This is a genomic window from Methylocystis sp. NC52PC, from assembly GCF_055698645.1.
In genome coordinates this window covers 3,772,431-3,789,082 of the sequence record NZ_CP170127.1, presented here as the reverse complement: position 1 = coordinate 3,789,082, position 16,652 = coordinate 3,772,431, and the positions used below count along the sequence as shown (strand labels likewise).

Below are 16,652 nucleotides of genomic sequence, written 5' to 3'. Positions count from 1 at the left end.
GGGGCCTTACACAAAAGCGACCTTCAGAATTTCGTAACTCTTGCCGCCGCCGGGTGTTTTCACCTCCACCGTGTCGCCGACCTTCTTGCCGATCAGCGCGCGGGCGATGGGGCTCGTGATGGAGACGCGGCCGCTCTTCACGTCGGCTTCGGTCTCGCCGACGATCTGATAGGCTTTCTCCTCCTCGGTGTCCTCGTCGACGACGGTGACGGTTGCGCCGAACTTGATCGTCGAGCCCGTGAGTTTGGCGACGTCGATCACCTCGGCGCGCGAGAGCTTGTCCTCGAGCTCGGCGATGCGGCCTTCATTGAGCGACTGCGCTTCCTTGGCGGCGTGATATTCGGCGTTCTCCGAGAGATCGCCATGCGCGCGGGCTTCGGCGATCTGCTGGATGATGCGCGGCCTGTCCTCCTGTTGACGGCGGCGCAGTTCCTCTCCGAGCGCCGCATATCCTGCGGCTGTCATGGGCACCTTGTCCACCATTTCTCGCTCTTCGCTCCGATCATATGCGGCGCTCCCACGCAGGCGTTCAGCCGGCGCGAGAGGCGCGTGTCCCGAATCATATGACTGACGGTTTTGCCGCAAAATCGGCGCCGGCAGCCGACCTTCGGCGCCTCAGCGTCCGAAGGGGCGCCGGGGGCGCCGTCCTCATTTCCTTTTTCTCTCAGTCTTTTGCAGGCTCGAAATAATCCTGTAGCGCCCGCGCCTCGAGGTCTCCCGACACATAGGCCCTGACCCCCTGCGCCGCCGCAATAGCGCCTGCGAGGGTCGTATAATAGGGAACCTTATGCAGAAGGGCGGCGCGGCGCAAGGAACGCGAATCCGCGAGCGCCTGGGCCCCTTCGGTCGTGTTGAACACGAGCTGAATCGCGCCGTTCTTGATGGCGTCGACGATGTGCGGCCGGCCTTCCGAGACCTTGTTGATCTTCTGCGCGGCGATGCCCTCCTCCTGAAGGAAGCGGGCGGTGCCGCCGGTCGCGACGACGCTGAAGCCGATTTCTTTCAAGGCTCGGATGGTCGGCACGATGCGGGGCTTGTCCGCGTCGCGCACCGAGACGAAAACGACGCCCTCGCGCGGCGCCTTGGCGCCGCCGCCGAGCTGGCTCTTCACAAAGGCCGCGTCGAAGGCGACGTCGAGGCCGATCACTTCGCCCGTCGAGCGCATCTCCGGCCCGAGAACCGTGTCGACGCCAGGGAAGCGCGCGAAGGGGAAGACGGCCTCCTTCACGCCGATATGTTTCAACGGCCCGGAGGGCAACGCGAAGCCCGAGAGCTTCTCGCCCGCCATCACGCGCGCGGCGATCTTGGCGAAAGGCGCGCCGACGACCTTGGCGACGAAAGGCACGGTGCGCGAGGCGCGCGGATTAACCTCGAGCACGTAGATTTCGCCGTCCTTGAGGGCGAATTGCACATTCATCAGGCCCACGACGCCGAGCGCCATGGCGAGGCTCCTGGTCTGCGCCTCGAGTTCGGCGACGACCTCGGGGGCGAGCGAGCGCGGCGGCAGCGAGCAGGCGGAGTCGCCCGAATGGATGCCGGCCTCTTCGATATGCTCCATCACCCCGGCGATGACCGCCTGCTCGCCGTCGGCGACGCAGTCCACGTCCACTTCAATGGCGTCGGTCAGATAGCGGTCGAAGAGCAGCGGGTTCTTGCCGAGCACCATATTGATCTGCCCGGTCTTGTCATTGGGGTAGCGCGTCTTGATCTCCGACGGCACCAGGGTCGGCAGCGTGCCGAGCAGATAGTCGTCGAGGTCGGTCGCGTCCCGAATGATCGCCATGGCGCGGCCGCCGAGCACATAGGACGGACGCACGACGAGCGGCAGGCCCAATTCGCCCGCGACGATGCGCGCCTGTTCGACCGAATAGGCGATGCCGTTCTTGGGCTGCTTGAGGCCGAGCTTGTCGAGAAGCCGCTTGAAGCGGTCGCGGTCTTCGGCGAGATCGATCGAATCGACCGGCGTGCCGAGGATCGGCGCGCCCATGGCGGCGAGGCCGTGGGCGAGCTTCAAGGGCGTCTGGCCGCCATATTGGACGATGACGCCGGCGAGCGTTCCGCGCGACTTTTCGACGTCGAGGATTTCGCCGACGTCCTCATTGGTCAGCGGCTCGAAATAGAGGCGGTCCGACGTGTCGTAATCCGTCGAGACCGTCTCCGGATTGCAGTTGATCATGATCGTTTCGAAGCCGGCGTCGTCGAGCGCGAAACAGGCGTGACAGCAGCAATAGTCGAATTCGATGCCCTGTCCGATGCGGTTCGGTCCGCCCCCGAGAATGACGACCTTCTTGCCGTCCGAGGGCGCCGCTTCATTGGCGAGGGCGCCGGCGAAGGGCGATTCGTAAGTCGAATACATATAGGCCGTGGGCGAGGCGAACTCCGCCGCGCAGGTGTCGATGCGCTTATAGACCGGGCGCACGCCGAGCGCGTGGCGCGCGGCGCGCACGGCGGCTTCCTCGACGCCGGCGAGGGTGGCGAGCCGCGCGTCCGAGAAGCCGGCGAATTTGAGCCGGCGTAAATTCTCGGCGTCCTTGGGCAGGCCGAATTTCTTCACCTTCGCTTCGAGCGCGACGATTTCGGCGATGCGGGCGATGAACCAGGGGTCGATCTTGCTCGCTTCGTGGATTTCATTCTGGCTCATGCCGAGGCGCAGCGCCTGGCCGACGACGAGCAGGCGGTCCGGCGTCGGCGTGCCGAGCGCGCCGCGCAGCACATTCATGTCGTCGCCCTTGCCGAGCCCCTCGATCTCGATGTCATCGAGCCCCGAGAGCCCCGTCTCCAGCGAACGCAGCGCCTTTTGCAGCGATTCCGCAAAATTGCGGCCGATGGCCATGGCTTCGCCGACCGATTTCATCGCGGTGGTCAGCACCGGCTCGGAGCCGGGAAATTTTTCGAAAGCAAAACGCGGAATCTTGGTGACGACGTAATCGATCGTCGGCTCGAAGGAGGCCGGCGTCGCGCCGCCGGTGATGTCGTTGGCGATCTCGTCGAGCGTGTAGCCGACGGCGAGGCGCGCGGCGACCTTGGCGATGGGAAAGCCCGTCGCTTTCGACGCGAGCGCCGAGGAGCGCGACACGCGCGGATTCATCTCGATGACGATCATGCGGCCGGTGCGCGGATCGACCGCGAATTGCACGTTCGAGCCGCCGGTCTCGACGCCGATCTCGCGCAGCACGGCGAGCGAGGCGTCGCGCATGATCTGGTATTCTTTATCGGTGAGGGTCAGCGCCGGCGCGACGGTGATCGAGTCGCCCGTATGCACGCCCATCGGGTCGATGTTTTCGATCGAGCAGACAATGATGCAATTGTCCGCCTTGTCGCGGACGACCTCCATTTCGTACTCTTTCCAGCCGAGCACGCTTTCTTCGATCAGCACTTCGCTCGTCGGCGAGGCGTCGATTCCGCGCTCGACGATCTCGATGAACTCGGACTTGTTGTAGGCGATGCCGCCGCCCGTGCCGCCGAGCGTGAAGGAGGGACGGATGATGGCCGGAAGGCCGATGTCGTCCAAAGCGTCGAGCGCCGCGGTGAGGGTCTTCACGTGATGCGAGCGCGGCGTGTCGAGGCCGATCTTGGTCATCGCCTCGCGGAACAGTTCACGATCTTCGGCCTTGTCGATGGCGTGCGCCGTGGCGCCGATCATTTCGACGTCGAATTTCTTCAGCACGCCCATCTTCTCGAGCGAGAGCGCGCAGTTGAGCGCGGTCTGGCCGCCCATGGTGGGGAGCAGGGCGAAGCCGCCTGGAACGGCGTAGCGCTCCTTCTCGATGATCTTGGCGACGAACTCCGGCGTGATCGGCTCGACGTAAGTGCGATGCGCCAGATCCGGGTCGGTCATGATCGTCGCCGGATTGGAGTTGACGAGCACGATCCGGTAGCCCTCGGCTTTGAGCGCCTTGCACGCCTGGGTGCCGGAATAGTCGAATTCGCAGGCCTGGCCGATGACGATGGGGCCCGCGCCGATGATCAGGATGGTCGATATGTCGGTTCTTTTCGGCATGTCGCTTCTGTGGTTCGGCGCGGCTCGCGCACATTTGGTCTCGCCCTCGCGCCAAGGACTCCCGTCAGGCGGGCGCCTCGCAACGCGGGGGCGCGGAAGAATTCGTCCTCGGCCCGTTTGCGCGCCCTCTGGGTAAGCGCGCGCATAAAAAAAGGCCGCGTTTCCGGCCCTTGGACCGGCACGCGTCCCGTATGTGCCCATCTTGCGGGCGGCGAGCGGGCGCGCCCGGCTCGAAAGTTGTCGTTTGTTAGACGATTATCCGGCCGATGAGAAGGGGGCAGAAGCCGCGAGCGGGCGGAAGCCGTGGAGCGTAGCCGCGACATTTTTATTGCCCATTTTGGGCGCACACCTGCTCAGGTTGAGCAATTTACGGATTCTCGTACTTTCCAACCACAGCTTTACGGCCAAGATTGAATATGATCAGATTCGGTAAATACTTACTCGGCGGGCGGAAAAAATGGGCGTAATCGATTCAGCGGTCGCCGAGGCGGTCGGCCGACGCATTTTGGAGCGAAGGGGCGCAGAGCTCATCGAATTCATGTATCTGCTCGATGAGAAAAATACCCTTGAATTGCTGCGAGAATTCGTCGTCCTGCGCGGCGAGGACCAGGCCAAAATCGTAGATTTTTTTCAAAAAGATAAACCGCCGCGGCGATCTCAAATTGAGCTTTGGCCGCGACGGCATAAGGGTTCAGCCCGGGGGTTTGGGGGGCTGAACGGGTCGGCTCCGACCGGCTGCCTCCGGCCGGAGCCGACCTGATCATGTTATCAGACCGGAGCGCATCGCGATGACGATCGCCGAGGTCCGGTTGACGGCTTTGAGCTCCTGCTTGATCTGCCGCATATATTTATCGACCGTATGCCCGGAGACATTCAAAATCGCGGCGATTTCCTGATCCGTCTTGCCCTCCGCGGCCCATTTCAAGGCCAGGATCTGGCGTTCAGAGAAGCGCGGCGCTTCGTTCACGCAGTCAATCTTCAACATGCGCGCAAAGGCGTAGTGTGCGAGGAAGGCCAGGCTCCTCTCCAGATCCGGCCCGGACGATAAGGCGGGGCCGAAAAAACCGAGGCCGTAGATGACCGCTTCTTCCGCGACGACCGGAAAAAGCAGCCCTTCTCCACCCTGAATCCATGCGTCGCGGCAACGCGCGCAGTCGACGATCCAGTGGGCAACTTCGCCGGTGTCCAGAATGCGATCGAAGAGATGCGTTCTGCTCGGATTGATGAAAAAGCTCGACGCTTGTGTCGGCGGCTCAGAGTCAGCGATTGGCGGCGGAACGGGCCGCCAGCATGGGGTCCGCTCGCAGGGCCCTGGCGGATTTCGCGACATTTCCTCGGGGATTGCGCCGGCGAGGACGGACTCGACGCCGAATGAAGCGGTGATCGCGAGCAGGCCGGCCCCGAAGTCGCGCGCGGACGCAGCCTCGTCCAGGGACTTGACCATCTCATTGGCGGTGGCGATTCTGGTTAAAAGCCAGCTGCCTTCGGGGATCAAACGCGCTCCATTGCAATTTTGTCGAACGACGACCTGGCCTTCTGCCCGTAAGTGCAAGCCCAGAAAAACAAAATTACTTGAGCGGAAGGGTGGCGATCAAGGAAAAATGATGTGCAGTGACGTTTTCCGACTGGCCCTCGTCCGCTTTCGCGCCTTGAGGGCCGCAACGCTCGCCTGCGCTTTCTGCTTCGCCAGCTTGACGTGGCAGGCGCCGGCGCGGGCGGAGGAGCCGCCCGTCAGCCTTGCGGAATGCGCGGCCTGTCATGGCGCCGATGGCGTCGGGCGGGACGAAGAGATTCCCAATCTCGCCGGCCAGCACGAACGCTATCTCTATACGCAGCTCCAGGCCTTCAAATCCGGCAAGCGCCCGCACAAGGAGATGCGCTACGAGAGCCGCCATCTCTCCGATCAGGAGATGCAGGCGCTGGCGCGCTATTACGCGCAGCTGGCGCGCTGAAATGGTTCCTTTTCGCCAGCTTACGACTTACGCCTCGGTCGGCGCGGCGGCGACGGCGGTTCATTACGCGATCCTCGTCGGCCTCGTGGAGGCGGGCGGCTGGCGGCCGGTGCCCGCGACGCTGTGCGGCTATGTCGCCGGCGGCGTCGTTGCGTATCTCCTCAATCGCCGCCACACATTCGGCAGCGACCGGCCGCACGCCGAAGCCGGTTGGCGCTTCGCTTTGACGGCCTTCATCGGCTTTTGCATCACTTATGCGCTGATGAGCCTGTTCGTGGAGCGTCTCGGGGCGCCCTATCTGCCCGCGCAGATCGTCACGACCGTGCTCGCAATGTTCGTGACTTTTGCGATCAACAGGTCCTGGACCTTCGGGGTCGGGTGACTCTTTAGGGCCATTTCACCGTCGGCGGCATGGAGGACAAGATCGAGTCGACATTGCCGCCGGTCTTGAGGCCGAAAATCGTGCCGCGGTCATAGAGCAGATTATACTCGACATAGCGCCCGCGGCGGATGAGCTGCTCTTCCCGCTGCGCCGCGCTCCAGGGCGTCGGGACGTTGCGGCGCACGAGTTCGGGGTAGATTGCGAGAAAGCTTTCACCGACGTCGCGGGTGAAGGCGAAGTCCTTGTCCCAGGCGCTGTTTTCCGCGTCGCCCGCGCTGTTGAAGTAATCGTAGAAAATGCCGCCGATCCCGCGCGGCTCTTTGCGGTGGGGCAGGTAGAAATACTCGTCGCACCACGCCTTGAAGCGCTCGTAGTCGGCGACCGGATGGCGCTCGCAGGCCCCGCGCATGGCGGCGTGGAAGGCGATCGTATCCGGGTCGGTTTGCGTGCGGCGGGCGTCGAGGACGGGCGTGAGGTCGGCGCCGCCCCCGAACCACGCCTTCGTCGTCACGACGAAGCGCGTGTTCATGTGCACGGCCGGCACATTCGGGTTCCAGGGATGGGCGATGAGCGAGATTCCCGTGGCGAAGAAGCGCGGGTCCTCGGCGGCGCCGGGAATCTGCTTGGCGAATTCCGGCTGGAACGTGCCGAAGACGGTGGAGCAGTGGACGCCGGCCTTTTCGAAGACCCGTCCGTGGATCATCCCCATGCGCCCGCCGCCGCCGGGAGCGCCGTCGTGATTGACCCGCTCCCAATGGCTCAGGTCGAAGCGGCCCGGCTCGGAGGAATCGGCGAAGGGCCCGGCGGCTTCGTTCTCGAGCGCTTCGAAAGCGGCGCAGATGCGCAGTTGCAACGCCTCGAACCATTCGCGCGCCGCGCTTTTGCGCTGTTCCATAAGGTCGTCCGTCACGCCGCCGCCCTTCCTGAGATGACCGGATGACCGACGTTTTGGGGTGGACCGCCCGGCGTGTCAATTGATGGGCCGGGTCGGCTCGATCATTGGCCCTGGGACAACCGCACCCGCCGCTCGGCCGATCCATGGGCCGCGCCGCTGCGTTCGGGCTTCGCCGGCGCGGCCTGGGCCTGCGCGGGCTGGGCGCTGGAGGGTTCGGAGGCAGGGGCGGACTCGACCTCTCCGGAGAGCGCCGCGCCGAGCGTGTAGGCGATCGCCGACCGCACGTCGTAACCGCGGGCCGTCATGGTCATTCGGTAGCAACGAACCGGCGCGCCGAGTTGCGGATTGAGGTCCTTCTTTGCGAGGACTTCGGCCCTGACGTCCTCCGCATCCTTGATTTCCACGAGGTCGAGATCACGAAGACGGTGATCCGCGGCGACATCGTCGAGAAGGCCGGCTTTCGGCCCATCGAACAGGCAGAGGTTGCTCAATGTTCCGACGTTGAGAAGGCGCGCGAGCAGCCTGCCATTGAGCTTCGTCAAGTCCGCCACGGCCTGACCGCCGACGAAACGGCTGTCCCTCGGAAGGATCATCTTGTCGAGCCGCCGGGCGTCGAAGGTGACCTTGGTCCCCATCATCTCGACCTGATTGACGTGGTCGATGAGGCTCCCGATCTTCGCCTCGACAGCCATATGGTTATAGGCGCCATAGGCGAGCAGGCCGGCGAAGGCCGCGGAGGCGAGCGTGCGGTTGAGAATGTTCGGCAGGGCCTGAAGCTTGTCGAGTTCCATGGCGGAGCTCCTATCGAATGGCTTTGCTCAATGAGAGACCCTCCCACGGGGCGGCTCTGCGCGCCGTGCGTTGGCGCACAAAAAGGTTAATGGCCGTTAACTTTTCAAAAAGCCGCCATGCGGACGCGGAGCCTCACGCGCGCGCGTCAGTCCCGAGCTGGCGGAGCGCCTCGCCCATGACCATCGCCGCCGCGACGGCGACATTGAGCGAGCGCGCCGGCGGCGCCATGGGAATGCGCAAGGTCATGTCCGCGGCGGCGAAAACCGCGTCCGGCACGCCCGCCGACTCGCGCCCCGCCAGGAGGATGTCGCCGGGCTGGAAAACACAGGCGGTATAGGGCGTTGAGGCGCGGGTCGAGAGCAGGACGAGGCGCCGCGGGGCGCCTTCCGCCGCCCGGGCGGCGCGCCAGGCCTCAAAGGCGTCGAAAGAGGCGTGACGCTGGATCGTCACCAGATCGAGATAGTCCATGCCCGCCCGGCGAAAGGCGCTGTCCGTGACCGGGAAGCCCGCCGGCCCGATTATTGCGGCCTCGACGCCGAGACAGGCGCAGGCGCGCAGCATCGTGCCGGCGTTTTGCGGAATGTCCGGCTGGTAGAGTGCGAGCATGAGCGGGGGCATGTGTCAGACTTTGCGGCAAATCGACGCGAATGGTGCGCTGCGGCGGGAAACACAGGGCGAATGGCAAAGATTCCCGGCCCGCGCAAGTGGACATGATGGCGGATTGGCGCCACATAAGCCGCGCGCGAGCGGGGTTCAACTGCTTTCGCCGGGCCGTGGCCTTGCGGGCTGGCGCGCGGCGCGTAAAAGTGAAACGATTGCTCTGAGTCGAGTTTGCGCTTGTCCGCCAGGCGCTCTTTGCTCGCAGCGATTGGGAGAGGTCAAGGCGTGAACGATAGAATCGCACAAAAAGCGCCGGCGGAGCCGAGCCGGCGGGACATTCTCTATATCGCCACGGGCGCGGCCGCGGTCGTCGCCGCCGGCGGCATGGTCTGGCCGTTGATCTCGCAAATGAACCCGGACGCCTCGACGCGGGCGCTCGCCTCGACGGAAGTCGATCTGTCGGCCATCCCGCTCGGGCAGATCGTGACCGTGAAATGGCGCGGCAAGCCGGTCTTCATTCGCCACCGCACCCCCGAGGAAATCAAAGCGGCTGAAGACGTGCCGCTCGCCGAGCTGCCCGATCCCGAACCCGATTCGAAACGCGTCCAGAAACCGGAATGGCTCGTCATCGTCGGCGTCTGCACCCACCTGGGCTGCATTCCGACCGGCAAGGCCGGCGAATTCGACGGCTGGTTCTGCCCCTGCCACGGCTCGACCTACGATCTTTCGGGCCGCATCCGCAGCGGTCCGGCGCCGAGCAATCTCGAAGTGCCGCAATATGCTTTCCTGAGCGACACGAAGATCAAGATCGGATAGGCCCGCCGCCTTTTCCGCCTTTCCCGCGCCCTTCGCCGCGCCTGACGCATTCGAGAAAGTTCCATGAGCGGACATTCCCAATATACGCCCAAGAGCGGCTTCGCCCGTTGGCTGGAGCGCCGGCTGCCGATCATCAGCTTCATGTATGACGCCTTCGTCGCCTATCCGACGCCCAAAAATCTCAATTATCTCTGGACCTTCGGCGCCATTTTATCCTTCATGCTGGTCGCCCAGATCGTCACCGGCGTGGTGCTCGCCATGCACTACACGGCCGAAACCACGCTCGCCTTCGACTCCGTCGAAAAGATCATGCGCGACGTGAACTGGGGCTGGGCGCTGCGCTATGCGCACGCCAATGGCGCGTCGATGTTCTTTCTCGCCGTCTACATCCATATCTTCCGCGGCATGTATTACGGCTCCTACAAGGAGCCCCGCGAGGTGCTGTGGATCCTGGGCGTCATCATCTTCATGGTGATGATGGCGACGGGCTTCCTCGGCTATGTCCTGCCGTGGGGTCAGATGTCCTTCTGGGCGGCGACGGTGATCACCAATCTGTTCACGGCGATCCCCGTGGTGGGGCCGTCCATCACCACTTGGCTGCTCGGCGGCTATTCAGTCGACAATCCGACGCTCAACCGATTTTTCGCCCTGCATTATCTGCTGCCCTTCATCATCGTGGCGGTGGTCGCCCTGCACGTCTGGGCGCTGCATGTGACGGGGCAGAACAATCCGACCGGCGTCGAGGTGAAGAACGTCAAGAAGGACACGGTGCCCTTCACGCCCTATGCGACGCTGAAGGACGGTTTCGCCATCGGCGCCTTTGTGGTGCTCTACGCCTGGATGACGTTTTTCGTGCCGAACTATCTTGGCCATCCCGACAATTACATCGAGGCGAACCCGTTGGTGACGCCGCCGCATATCGTGCCGGAATGGTATTTCCTGCCCTTCTATGCGATCCTGCGCGCCATCCCGAACAAGCTGCTTGGCGTGATCGCGCTGTTCCTGTCGATCCTGATCGCCGCCGCCTTGCCCTGGCTCGACAGATCGCCGGTGAAGTCAGGGAGCTATCGCCCGCTGTTCCGCAAATTCTACTGGGTGTTCGTGGCCGTCTGCATCGGGCTCGGCTATCTCGGCGCGCAGCCGGCGGAGGGCGTCTATCTCTGGCTCGCGCGCCTCTTCGCCTTCTATTATTTCCTGCACTACGTGGTCATCCTGCCGCTGCTCCCGAAATTCGAGAAGCCCGAGCCGCTGCCGGACTCCATCGACGCCGCCGTCGCCACGGGAGAGGTCTCCCATGTCTGAGGCCGGCCGCATGTTTGCCCAACAGGACTATTCGATGACCCGCAGACCGATTCTGGCTTTCCTTTCGGGCGCCGCTTTGCTTCTCGCCGCTTTCGCTTCCCCGGCATTCGCGGAAGGGGGCCATCACGAGAAGAAGCCGGAAGTCCATTCCTGGAGTTTCGCAGGGTTCTTCGGTCAGTACGACAAGGCGCAGCTGCGTCGCGGCTTCAAGGTCTATAAGGAAGTCTGCTCGACCTGCCATTCGATCAAAATGCTGGCCTTCCGCAATCTGAGTCAGCCGGGCGGGCCGGAGTTCACCGAGAAGGAGGTCGCGACCCTCGCGGCAACCTATAAGGTCAAGGACGGTCCCAATGACGCGGGCGAATATTACGATCGTCCGGCGCGTCCGAGCGACCGCTTCCCGCCGCCCTTCGCCAATGAGCAGGCGGCGCGCGCGGCCATGTCGGGCGCCTATCCGCCGGATATGTCGGTCCTGGCCAAAGCGAGGGGCTATGGCCGCGGATTCCCGACCTTCCTGCTCGACGCGCTGCCCGGCCTGTCCTATCAGGAGCATGGCGTCGACTACATCGCCTCGCTGCTCGAAGGCTATACCGACCCTCCCCATGACGTGAAGGTTCCGGAGGGGCAGTATTACAATGCGTATATGAGCGGCAACCGCATCGGCATGCCGCCGCCCCTGTCCGACGGCGCCGTCACCTATGACGACGGGGCGCCGCAGACGGTCGATCAATATTCCAAGGACGTCACCGCCTTCCTGATGTGGGTCGCCGAGCCGCATCTCGAGGCCCGCAAGCATATCGGCCAGGGCGTCGTCGCCTTCCTGATCGTCTTCGCGCTGCTGCTTTACTTCACCAAGCGCATGATCTGGCGCGACGTCGCGCATTAGCGATCGGCGCGCGCCTCACGCCAGAAAGCTTCGCGCGCCGTCCATGACGAACTGGACGGCGAGCGAGGCCAAAAGCACGCCGACCAGCTTCTCCATCACAATGCTCGCCGAGGCGCCAAGGAGGCGCTCGACCTGCGTCGCGAGGCGACATACTGCCCAGCAGATGGCGACAACCACCAGAATTGCCCCGATCAGCGCCGCAAGTCGCGCCGGATCGCCATGCGCGTCGCCCGCGATCAGCAGCGTCGCGGTGATGGCGCCGGGGCCGGCCATCATCGGAATGGCGAGCGGGAAGGCGGCGATATGCTTGCCGTTTTCGACCACGGCCCGCTGCGCCGTGGCGGCGTCGCGGTTGATGCGCACGCCGAACACCATCTCGGAGGCGATCGAAAACAGCAGCAGTCCGCCCGCGATGCGGAAGGCGGGAATCGTGATCCCCATGGCCGAGAGCAGGGCGGCCCCGCCAAAGGCGGCGCCGGTCAGGATCAGAAAGGCGTAGAGACAGGCGCGGGCCGCAATCTGCGCCCGAGCGGCCGGCGTCTCCCGCGCGGTGGCGGCGAGAAAGATCGGCGCGAGGCCTGCCGGTTCGACGACCACGAGCAAAGTGACGAAAGCTGTCGCCAGACCGCCAAGGTCGATCGCCGCCATGGGACCTCCCAGCTCGGTCGCCGCCGCCGCACGACCTTCATTCCTTCATACTACCTGAAGTGGCGATGGGGCGCTTCATGCGCCAACGCCCAAAGAGGGGGCGCAGGCCCTCTGCGCTCTTCCTTGATCCCCTGACTGAAATCGTGCACAAGGCGCTTCGCATGGGCGGGGGCGCCCCAGGGTTGATCGCTTTTTCCCGGAAGGGTGGAAATGTCGGAGATTTTGCGCGTCGGGATCGCGGGACTCGGCACGGTCGGCTCGGCGGTGGCGCGGCTGCTCCACCGGCAGGCGGAGGCGCTGACCGCGCGCACCGGACGACGGATCGTCGTCACCGGGGTTTCGGCGCGCGACCAGGCGAAGAAACGCGACGCCGATTTCTCTGGAGCGGAATTTTTCGCGGACCCGGTGAAGCTCGCGGCGTCCGAAAGGGTCGACCTTTTCGTCGAACTGATCGGCGGCTCTGAAGGGCCGGCCCGCGCCAGCGTCGAGACCGCGCTCGCGCATGGCAAGTCGGTCGTGACCGCCAACAAGGCGCTGCTCGCGGCGCATGGCCTGCATCTCACGCAGCTCGCCGAGGAGAAGCATGTCGCGCTGTCCTTCGAGGCCTCGGTCGCCGGCGGCATACCGCTCGTGAAGACGCTGCGCGAGGGCCTCGCCGGCAATTCGATCGAGCGCGTCTATGGCGTTCTCAACGGCACCTGCAATTACATTCTATCGCGCATGGAGCGCGAGCAGCTCTCATTCGAGGAGTGCCTGAAAGAGGCGCAGAAGCTCGGCTACGCCGAGGCTGACCCCACCTTCGACATCGGCGGCTTCGACACGGCGCACAAGCTCGCGATCCTCACCTCGCTCGCCTTTGGCACGCGGATTTCGGCGCAGTCGATCGATATTGAAGGCATCGAGCGCGTCAGCCTCGCCGACATCGAGGCCGCCGACGAACTCGGCTTCCGGATCAAGCTCCTGGGCGTCGCCCAGCGCACGGCGGACGGCATCGAGCAGCGCGTGCATCCGACCATGGTCAGCAAGAACTCGGCGATCGCCCAGGTGATGGGCGTGCTCAACGCCGTGACCATCGACGCCGACGCGGTGCACGAATTGACGCTCGTCGGTCCCGGCGCGGGCGGCGACGCCACCGCCTCGGCCGTCGTCGCCGATATCGCCGACATCGCCAAGGGCGTGCGCTCTGCGCCCTTCGGCCTGCCGTCGGCGCAGCTTTCCGAGCTCAAGCGCACGCCGATGCGCCGCCACGAAGGCGGTTATTACATCCGCATGTCGGTGCGCGACGTGGCGGGCGCCTTCGCCAAGATCGCCGGGCGGATGGCGGAGCGGCAGATTTCGCTCGAGAGCATCATGCAGCGCGGCCGTCGCGGCGCGCCCGGGGCTTGCGTGGACGTGATCCTGATCACGCACGCGACGAGCGAGCATCTCGTCCGCGAGGCGCTGGAGCTTATTTTTCAGGATGGCACGATCGTCTCGCGCGCCCAGGTCATCCGCATCGAGCGCGAATAGGCCCACCGCCTCATGACACTCAAACCGCAGCTCGACGCCGCGTCCATCGACCGCCTGCTTACGATCGAGCTCGCCCGCGCCACGGAGCGCGCGGCGGTCGCGGCGGCGCGACTGCGTGGGCGTGGCGACGAGATGAGCGCGGACCGCGCCGCGGTCGAGGCCATGTATGAGGAGCTGGCGCGTCTGCCCGTGCGCGGCCGCATCGTGATCGGCGAAGGCGACGACGCCGAGTCGTCGCGCCTTCATGTCGGCGCCGAGATCGGCGCGGCGGCGGGCCCGCATGTCGAGCTCGCCGTGGCGCCGCTAGAGGGCGCGACGCTCTGCGCCAAGGACATGTCCGGCTCCATCGCCATCGCCGCCGCCGCCACGTCCGGCTCCTTCCTGCATGCGCCCGACTCCTACATGGACAAGATCGCGATCGGTCCGGGCTATCCCGAGGGCCTCGTCGATCTCGACCGTGACCCGGCCGACAATGTGCGCGCGCTGGCAGAGGCCAAGGGCGTGCCGGCCGCCGAGATCACCGTCTGCGTGCTGGACCGTCCGCGTCACGCCCAGATCATCTCCAAATGCCGCAAGGCGGGCGCCTGCGTGCGACTCATTTCCGACGGCGACGTCGCTGGGATCGTCTTCGTGACCGACCCGACGGAAACCGGCGTCGACATGTATCTGGGCCGGGGCGGCGCGCCCGAGGGCGTGTTGGCCGCGGCGGTCCTGCGCTGCGCCGGCGGCCAGATGCAGGGCCGCCTTGTCTTGGAGACGCCCGAACAACGCGCCAGCGCTTTGCGCCACGGCCTCGACGATCCGCGCAAGAAATACAGCGTCGCCGACATGGTGACGGGCGACGTCGTGGTCTGCGTCACTGGCGTGACCGACGGCCCGCTGGTCGACGGGGTCGTGTTCGACAAGGGCCGGATCGAGACCGAGACCCTCGTCTATCGCTCCGCGACGAGCACAGTGCGCTGCATCGGGGCGCGGCGGCGCCCGCGGATCTAACCTTTCGCGGGCGCGCGACCGCCGGCCGCTGTAAAGCCGACGCCGACGTCCGCCCTTCGCCCGGAAAGCCCTTTATGACCCCCGCCGCCCATATCTCCGCCGCCATTGAAGTTCTGGCCGATCTCGCGCAGCGCCGCCGCCCCGCCGCGGAGGCGCTCAAGGACTGGGGGGCGTCGCATCGCTTCGCGGGCTCGAAGGACCGCGCCGCGATCGCCAGCCTCGTCTTCGACGCGCTGCGCAAGCTTTCGTCCGCGCGGTGGATCATGGGCGCGGAGACGCCGCGCGCGACCATGCTCGGGGCGCTGCGGGAGGCGCGGGGGCTCGACGTCAACGCCATCGCTGCGCTTTGCTCGGGAGAGCGCCACGCTCCGGCGCCGCTGACCGAAGAAGAGCGTCAGCGGCTCGACACGGCGACGCTCGCGGACGCGCCCGCACATGTGCGCGGCGATTATCCGGAGTGGCTCACAGAGCGCTTCGCCGCCGCCTTCGGCGCGCAGGCGGCCGCGGAGGGCTCCGCGCTCGCCACGCGCGCGCCCGTCGATCTGCGCGTCAACCTTCTGAAGGGCTCGCGCGAGCAAGCGCTGGCGAAGCTCGCGCATCTCAATCCCGCGCCGACGCCGCTCTCGCCGATCGGCCTGCGCATAGAGGCCGGGCAGGGCAGGGGGCCGGCGCTCCCCGCCGAAACCGCTTATGTGAAGGGTCTGGTCGAGCTGCAGGACGAGGCCTCGCAGCTCGCCTCTCTTTTATGCGCCGCCGCGCCGGGCGAGCAGGTTCTCGACCTTTGCGCCGGCGGCGGCGGCAAGGCGCTGGCGCTGGCCGGGCAGATGCATAATCGCGGGCAGCTCTACGCCTATGACGCCGACGGGCGCCGGCTGATGCCGATCCACGAGCGGCTGGAGCGGGCGGGGGCGCGCAACATTCAGGTGCGCCAACCGAAGGGCAAGGCGGACGTCCTCTCCGATCTCGCCGGGCGCTGCGACCTCGTGCTGATCGACGCGCCCTGCACCGGCGTCGGCGCCTGGCGGCGCCACCCCGACGCCAAATGGCGCCTCGCGCCCGGCGCGCTGGAATTGCGGCTGAAGGAGCAGGCGGCGCTGCTCGAGCAGGGCCTGCGCTTCGTGAAGCCCGGCGGCCGGCTCGCTTATGTGACCTGCTCGCTCCTGATCGACGAGAACGAAGAGCAGGTCGAGGCGTTTCTCCGCGCGAACACTGACTTTGCCGCTCTTTCGGCCCAGGAGGCGGCGGAAGGCGCGGGGCTTCCCGACCTTGCCCGCTTCGCTTCGCCACATGGGCGGGGGATCAGGCTTTCGCCGGCGACGAGCGGGACGGATGGGTTTTATGTGTGTTTGATGCGGAACTCCCGACCCTTCTCCCGCTTCGCGGAAGGATAAGGTTCAGCTAAGCTTCGTCGCGAGCGTCCCCTCTCCCGCAAAGCGGGGGAGGGACAGGGAGGGGGCGATGGAGAAGGGCAAACTTCCAAAGATTGCCTTCGCCCGGAAGCTTCGCCGGGAGATGACCGAAGCGGAGCGTAAGCTCTGGCATGCGCTCCGCGGCCATCGCTTCAAGGCTTTGCACTTCCGCCGGCAGGCTCCTTGTGGTCCCTATGTTGCTGACTTTCTCTGCCACGCTCTCAAACTCGCGCCACGCATTCCACCGACGCCGAGCTTCTGCGCGACGGTCTCCGCGACAGATGGTTCGCGAAGAATGGATTTTCGGTCTTGCGATTCACCAACGGGCAGGTTTACGCAGAGTTCGAGGGCGTGCTGGAGATGATCCGCCTGCGCGCTGAGGACAGATTACCCCCTCCCCAACCCTCCCCCGCTGCGCGGGAGAGGGAGTTAGACTGTGATAGCTGAGAGACGAAGCTACCACGGGCG

18 protein-coding genes are annotated in these 16,652 nt (G+C 65.5%); 10 read left to right on the top strand and 8 right to left on the bottom strand.

The genetic code is table 11. From position 1 onward, the window contains the following. Positions 1–6 precede the first annotated feature (6 nt). The 4 genes from greA to ACETII_RS20660 form a co-directional block, all read right to left on the bottom strand. Positions 7–480, bottom strand: coding sequence for a transcription elongation factor GreA (greA, locus tag ACETII_RS20675; RefSeq protein WP_363351160.1), 474 nt, complete (start codon positions 478–480; stop codon positions 7–9). A gap of 184 nt (positions 481–664) precedes the next feature. Next, positions 665–4,000, bottom strand: coding sequence for a carbamoyl-phosphate synthase large subunit (gene carB, locus ACETII_RS20670; RefSeq protein ID WP_472786790.1), 3,336 nt, complete (start codon positions 3,998–4,000; stop codon positions 665–667). Positions 4,001–4,472: 472 nt separating this feature from the next. Beyond that, the gene (locus ACETII_RS20665; protein WP_472786789.1) at positions 4,473–4,634 is read right to left on the bottom strand and encodes a hypothetical protein; all 162 of its coding nucleotides are present in this window, start codon (positions 4,632–4,634) and stop codon (positions 4,473–4,475) included. 126 nt (positions 4,635–4,760) lie between these two features. Continuing rightward, positions 4,761–5,444, bottom strand: a complete 684-nt coding sequence (locus tag ACETII_RS20660; protein WP_472786788.1) for a helix-turn-helix transcriptional regulator — start codon at positions 5,442–5,444, stop codon at positions 4,761–4,763. Between the two features lie 160 nt (positions 5,445–5,604). On the opposite strand from ACETII_RS20660, the gene ACETII_RS20655 reads away from it, so the two are divergent. Together ACETII_RS20655 and ACETII_RS20650 are read left to right on the top strand one after the other, a co-directional pair. After that, positions 5,605–5,952: a c-type cytochrome gene (locus tag ACETII_RS20655; protein ID WP_363349189.1), complete on the top strand. Its 348-nt coding sequence runs from the start codon at positions 5,605–5,607 to the stop codon at positions 5,950–5,952. Position 5,953: 1 nt separating this feature from the next. Beyond that, on the top strand, positions 5,954–6,334 hold the full coding sequence (locus ACETII_RS20650; protein WP_472786787.1) for a GtrA family protein: 381 nt from the start codon (positions 5,954–5,956) through the stop codon (positions 6,332–6,334). Between the two features lie 4 nt (positions 6,335–6,338). Here ACETII_RS20650 and hemF read toward each other — a convergent pair whose 3' ends face one another. From hemF to ACETII_RS20635, 3 genes are all read right to left on the bottom strand, one after another. Further along, positions 6,339–7,229, bottom strand: a complete 891-nt coding sequence (gene hemF, locus ACETII_RS20645) for an oxygen-dependent coproporphyrinogen oxidase (protein WP_472788199.1) — start codon at positions 7,227–7,229, stop codon at positions 6,339–6,341. 101 nt (positions 7,230–7,330) lie between these two features. Further along, entirely contained in the window at positions 7,331–8,020 is a 690-nt protein-coding gene (locus ACETII_RS20640) for a hypothetical protein (protein WP_472786786.1), read from the bottom strand. Between the two features lie 133 nt (positions 8,021–8,153). Then, complete coding sequence (locus ACETII_RS20635) at positions 8,154–8,639, bottom strand: tRNA (cytidine(34)-2'-O)-methyltransferase (RefSeq protein WP_472786785.1); 486 nt, start codon at positions 8,637–8,639, stop codon at positions 8,154–8,156. Between the two features lie 267 nt (positions 8,640–8,906). On the opposite strand from ACETII_RS20635, the gene petA reads away from it, so the two are divergent. The 3 genes from petA (at position 8,907) to ACETII_RS20620 (ending at position 11,625) form a co-directional block, all read left to right on the top strand. Further along, complete coding sequence (petA, locus tag ACETII_RS20630) at positions 8,907–9,437, top strand: ubiquinol-cytochrome c reductase iron-sulfur subunit (RefSeq protein ID WP_363349185.1); 531 nt, start codon at positions 8,907–8,909, stop codon at positions 9,435–9,437. Positions 9,438–9,500: 63 nt separating this feature from the next. Then, positions 9,501–10,739: a cytochrome b gene (locus tag ACETII_RS20625; protein ID WP_472786784.1), complete on the top strand. Its 1,239-nt coding sequence runs from the start codon at positions 9,501–9,503 to the stop codon at positions 10,737–10,739. A gap of 34 nt (positions 10,740–10,773) precedes the next feature. After that, a complete protein-coding gene (locus ACETII_RS20620; RefSeq protein WP_363349183.1) occupies positions 10,774–11,625 on the top strand; it encodes a cytochrome c1 in 852 nt (283 codons plus the stop codon). 15 nt (positions 11,626–11,640) lie between these two features. Here ACETII_RS20620 and ACETII_RS20615 read toward each other — a convergent pair whose 3' ends face one another. After that, positions 11,641–12,273, bottom strand: a complete 633-nt coding sequence (locus ACETII_RS20615; RefSeq protein ID WP_472786783.1) for a MarC family protein — start codon at positions 12,271–12,273, stop codon at positions 11,641–11,643. A gap of 210 nt (positions 12,274–12,483) precedes the next feature. Between ACETII_RS20615 and ACETII_RS20610 the strand changes: the two genes are divergently transcribed. The 5 genes from ACETII_RS20610 to ACETII_RS20590 all read left to right on the top strand — a co-directional run bounded on the left by ACETII_RS20610 (position 12,484) and on the right by ACETII_RS20590 (position 16,631). Beyond that, on the top strand, positions 12,484–13,782 hold the full coding sequence (locus tag ACETII_RS20610) for a homoserine dehydrogenase (RefSeq protein ID WP_472786782.1): 1,299 nt from the start codon (positions 12,484–12,486) through the stop codon (positions 13,780–13,782). Positions 13,783–13,794: 12 nt separating this feature from the next. Then, positions 13,795–14,775 (top strand): fructose-bisphosphatase class II family protein, encoded by a 981-nt coding sequence (locus ACETII_RS20605; protein ID WP_472786781.1) that lies wholly within the window; start codon positions 13,795–13,797, stop codon positions 14,773–14,775. 74 nt (positions 14,776–14,849) lie between these two features. After that, positions 14,850–16,166 carry an RsmB/NOP family class I SAM-dependent RNA methyltransferase gene (locus ACETII_RS20600; RefSeq protein ID WP_472786780.1) on the top strand — a complete coding sequence of 439 codons (1,317 nt, stop codon included), beginning with the start codon at positions 14,850–14,852 and terminating at the stop codon, positions 16,164–16,166. Between the two features lie 67 nt (positions 16,167–16,233). Continuing rightward, positions 16,234–16,548, top strand: coding sequence for an endonuclease domain-containing protein (locus ACETII_RS20595; protein ID WP_472786779.1), 315 nt, complete (start codon positions 16,234–16,236; stop codon positions 16,546–16,548). Further along, complete coding sequence (locus ACETII_RS20590; RefSeq protein WP_472786778.1) at positions 16,494–16,631, top strand: hypothetical protein; 138 nt, start codon at positions 16,494–16,496, stop codon at positions 16,629–16,631. Before ACETII_RS20595 ends, ACETII_RS20590 begins: the two co-directional genes overlap by 55 nt. The last annotated feature ends 21 nt before the right edge of the window (positions 16,632–16,652 follow it).

Bases quoted from the DNA above. Each gene is read 5' to 3' on its own strand.
- carB (WP_472786790.1), bottom strand. From the start codon at position 4,000: ATGCCGAAAAGAACCGACATATCGACCATCCTGATCATCGGCGCGGGC.
- ACETII_RS20660 (WP_472786788.1), bottom strand. From the start codon at position 5,444: ATGGTCAAGTCCCTGGACGAGGCTGCGTCCGCGCGCGACTTCGGGGCC.
- ACETII_RS20655 (WP_363349189.1), top strand. From the start codon at position 5,605: ATGTGCAGTGACGTTTTCCGACTGGCCCTCGTCCGCTTTCGCGCCTTG.
- ACETII_RS20650 (WP_472786787.1), top strand. From the start codon at position 5,954: ATGGTTCCTTTTCGCCAGCTTACGACTTACGCCTCGGTCGGCGCGGCG.
- hemF (WP_472788199.1), bottom strand. From the start codon at position 7,229: ATGGAACAGCGCAAAAGCGCGGCGCGCGAATGGTTCGAGGCGTTGCAA.
- ACETII_RS20640 (WP_472786786.1), bottom strand. From the start codon at position 8,020: ATGGAACTCGACAAGCTTCAGGCCCTGCCGAACATTCTCAACCGCACG.
- ACETII_RS20635 (WP_472786785.1), bottom strand. From the start codon at position 8,639: ATGCCCCCGCTCATGCTCGCACTCTACCAGCCGGACATTCCGCAAAAC.
- ACETII_RS20625 (WP_472786784.1), top strand. From the start codon at position 9,501: ATGAGCGGACATTCCCAATATACGCCCAAGAGCGGCTTCGCCCGTTGG.
- ACETII_RS20620 (WP_363349183.1), top strand. From the start codon at position 10,774: ATGACCCGCAGACCGATTCTGGCTTTCCTTTCGGGCGCCGCTTTGCTT.
- ACETII_RS20615 (WP_472786783.1), bottom strand. From the start codon at position 12,273: ATGGCGGCGATCGACCTTGGCGGTCTGGCGACAGCTTTCGTCACTTTG.
- ACETII_RS20610 (WP_472786782.1), top strand. From the start codon at position 12,484: ATGTCGGAGATTTTGCGCGTCGGGATCGCGGGACTCGGCACGGTCGGC.
- ACETII_RS20605 (WP_472786781.1), top strand. From the start codon at position 13,795: ATGACACTCAAACCGCAGCTCGACGCCGCGTCCATCGACCGCCTGCTT.
- ACETII_RS20600 (WP_472786780.1), top strand. From the start codon at position 14,850: ATGACCCCCGCCGCCCATATCTCCGCCGCCATTGAAGTTCTGGCCGAT.
- ACETII_RS20595 (WP_472786779.1), top strand. From the start codon at position 16,234: ATGGAGAAGGGCAAACTTCCAAAGATTGCCTTCGCCCGGAAGCTTCGC.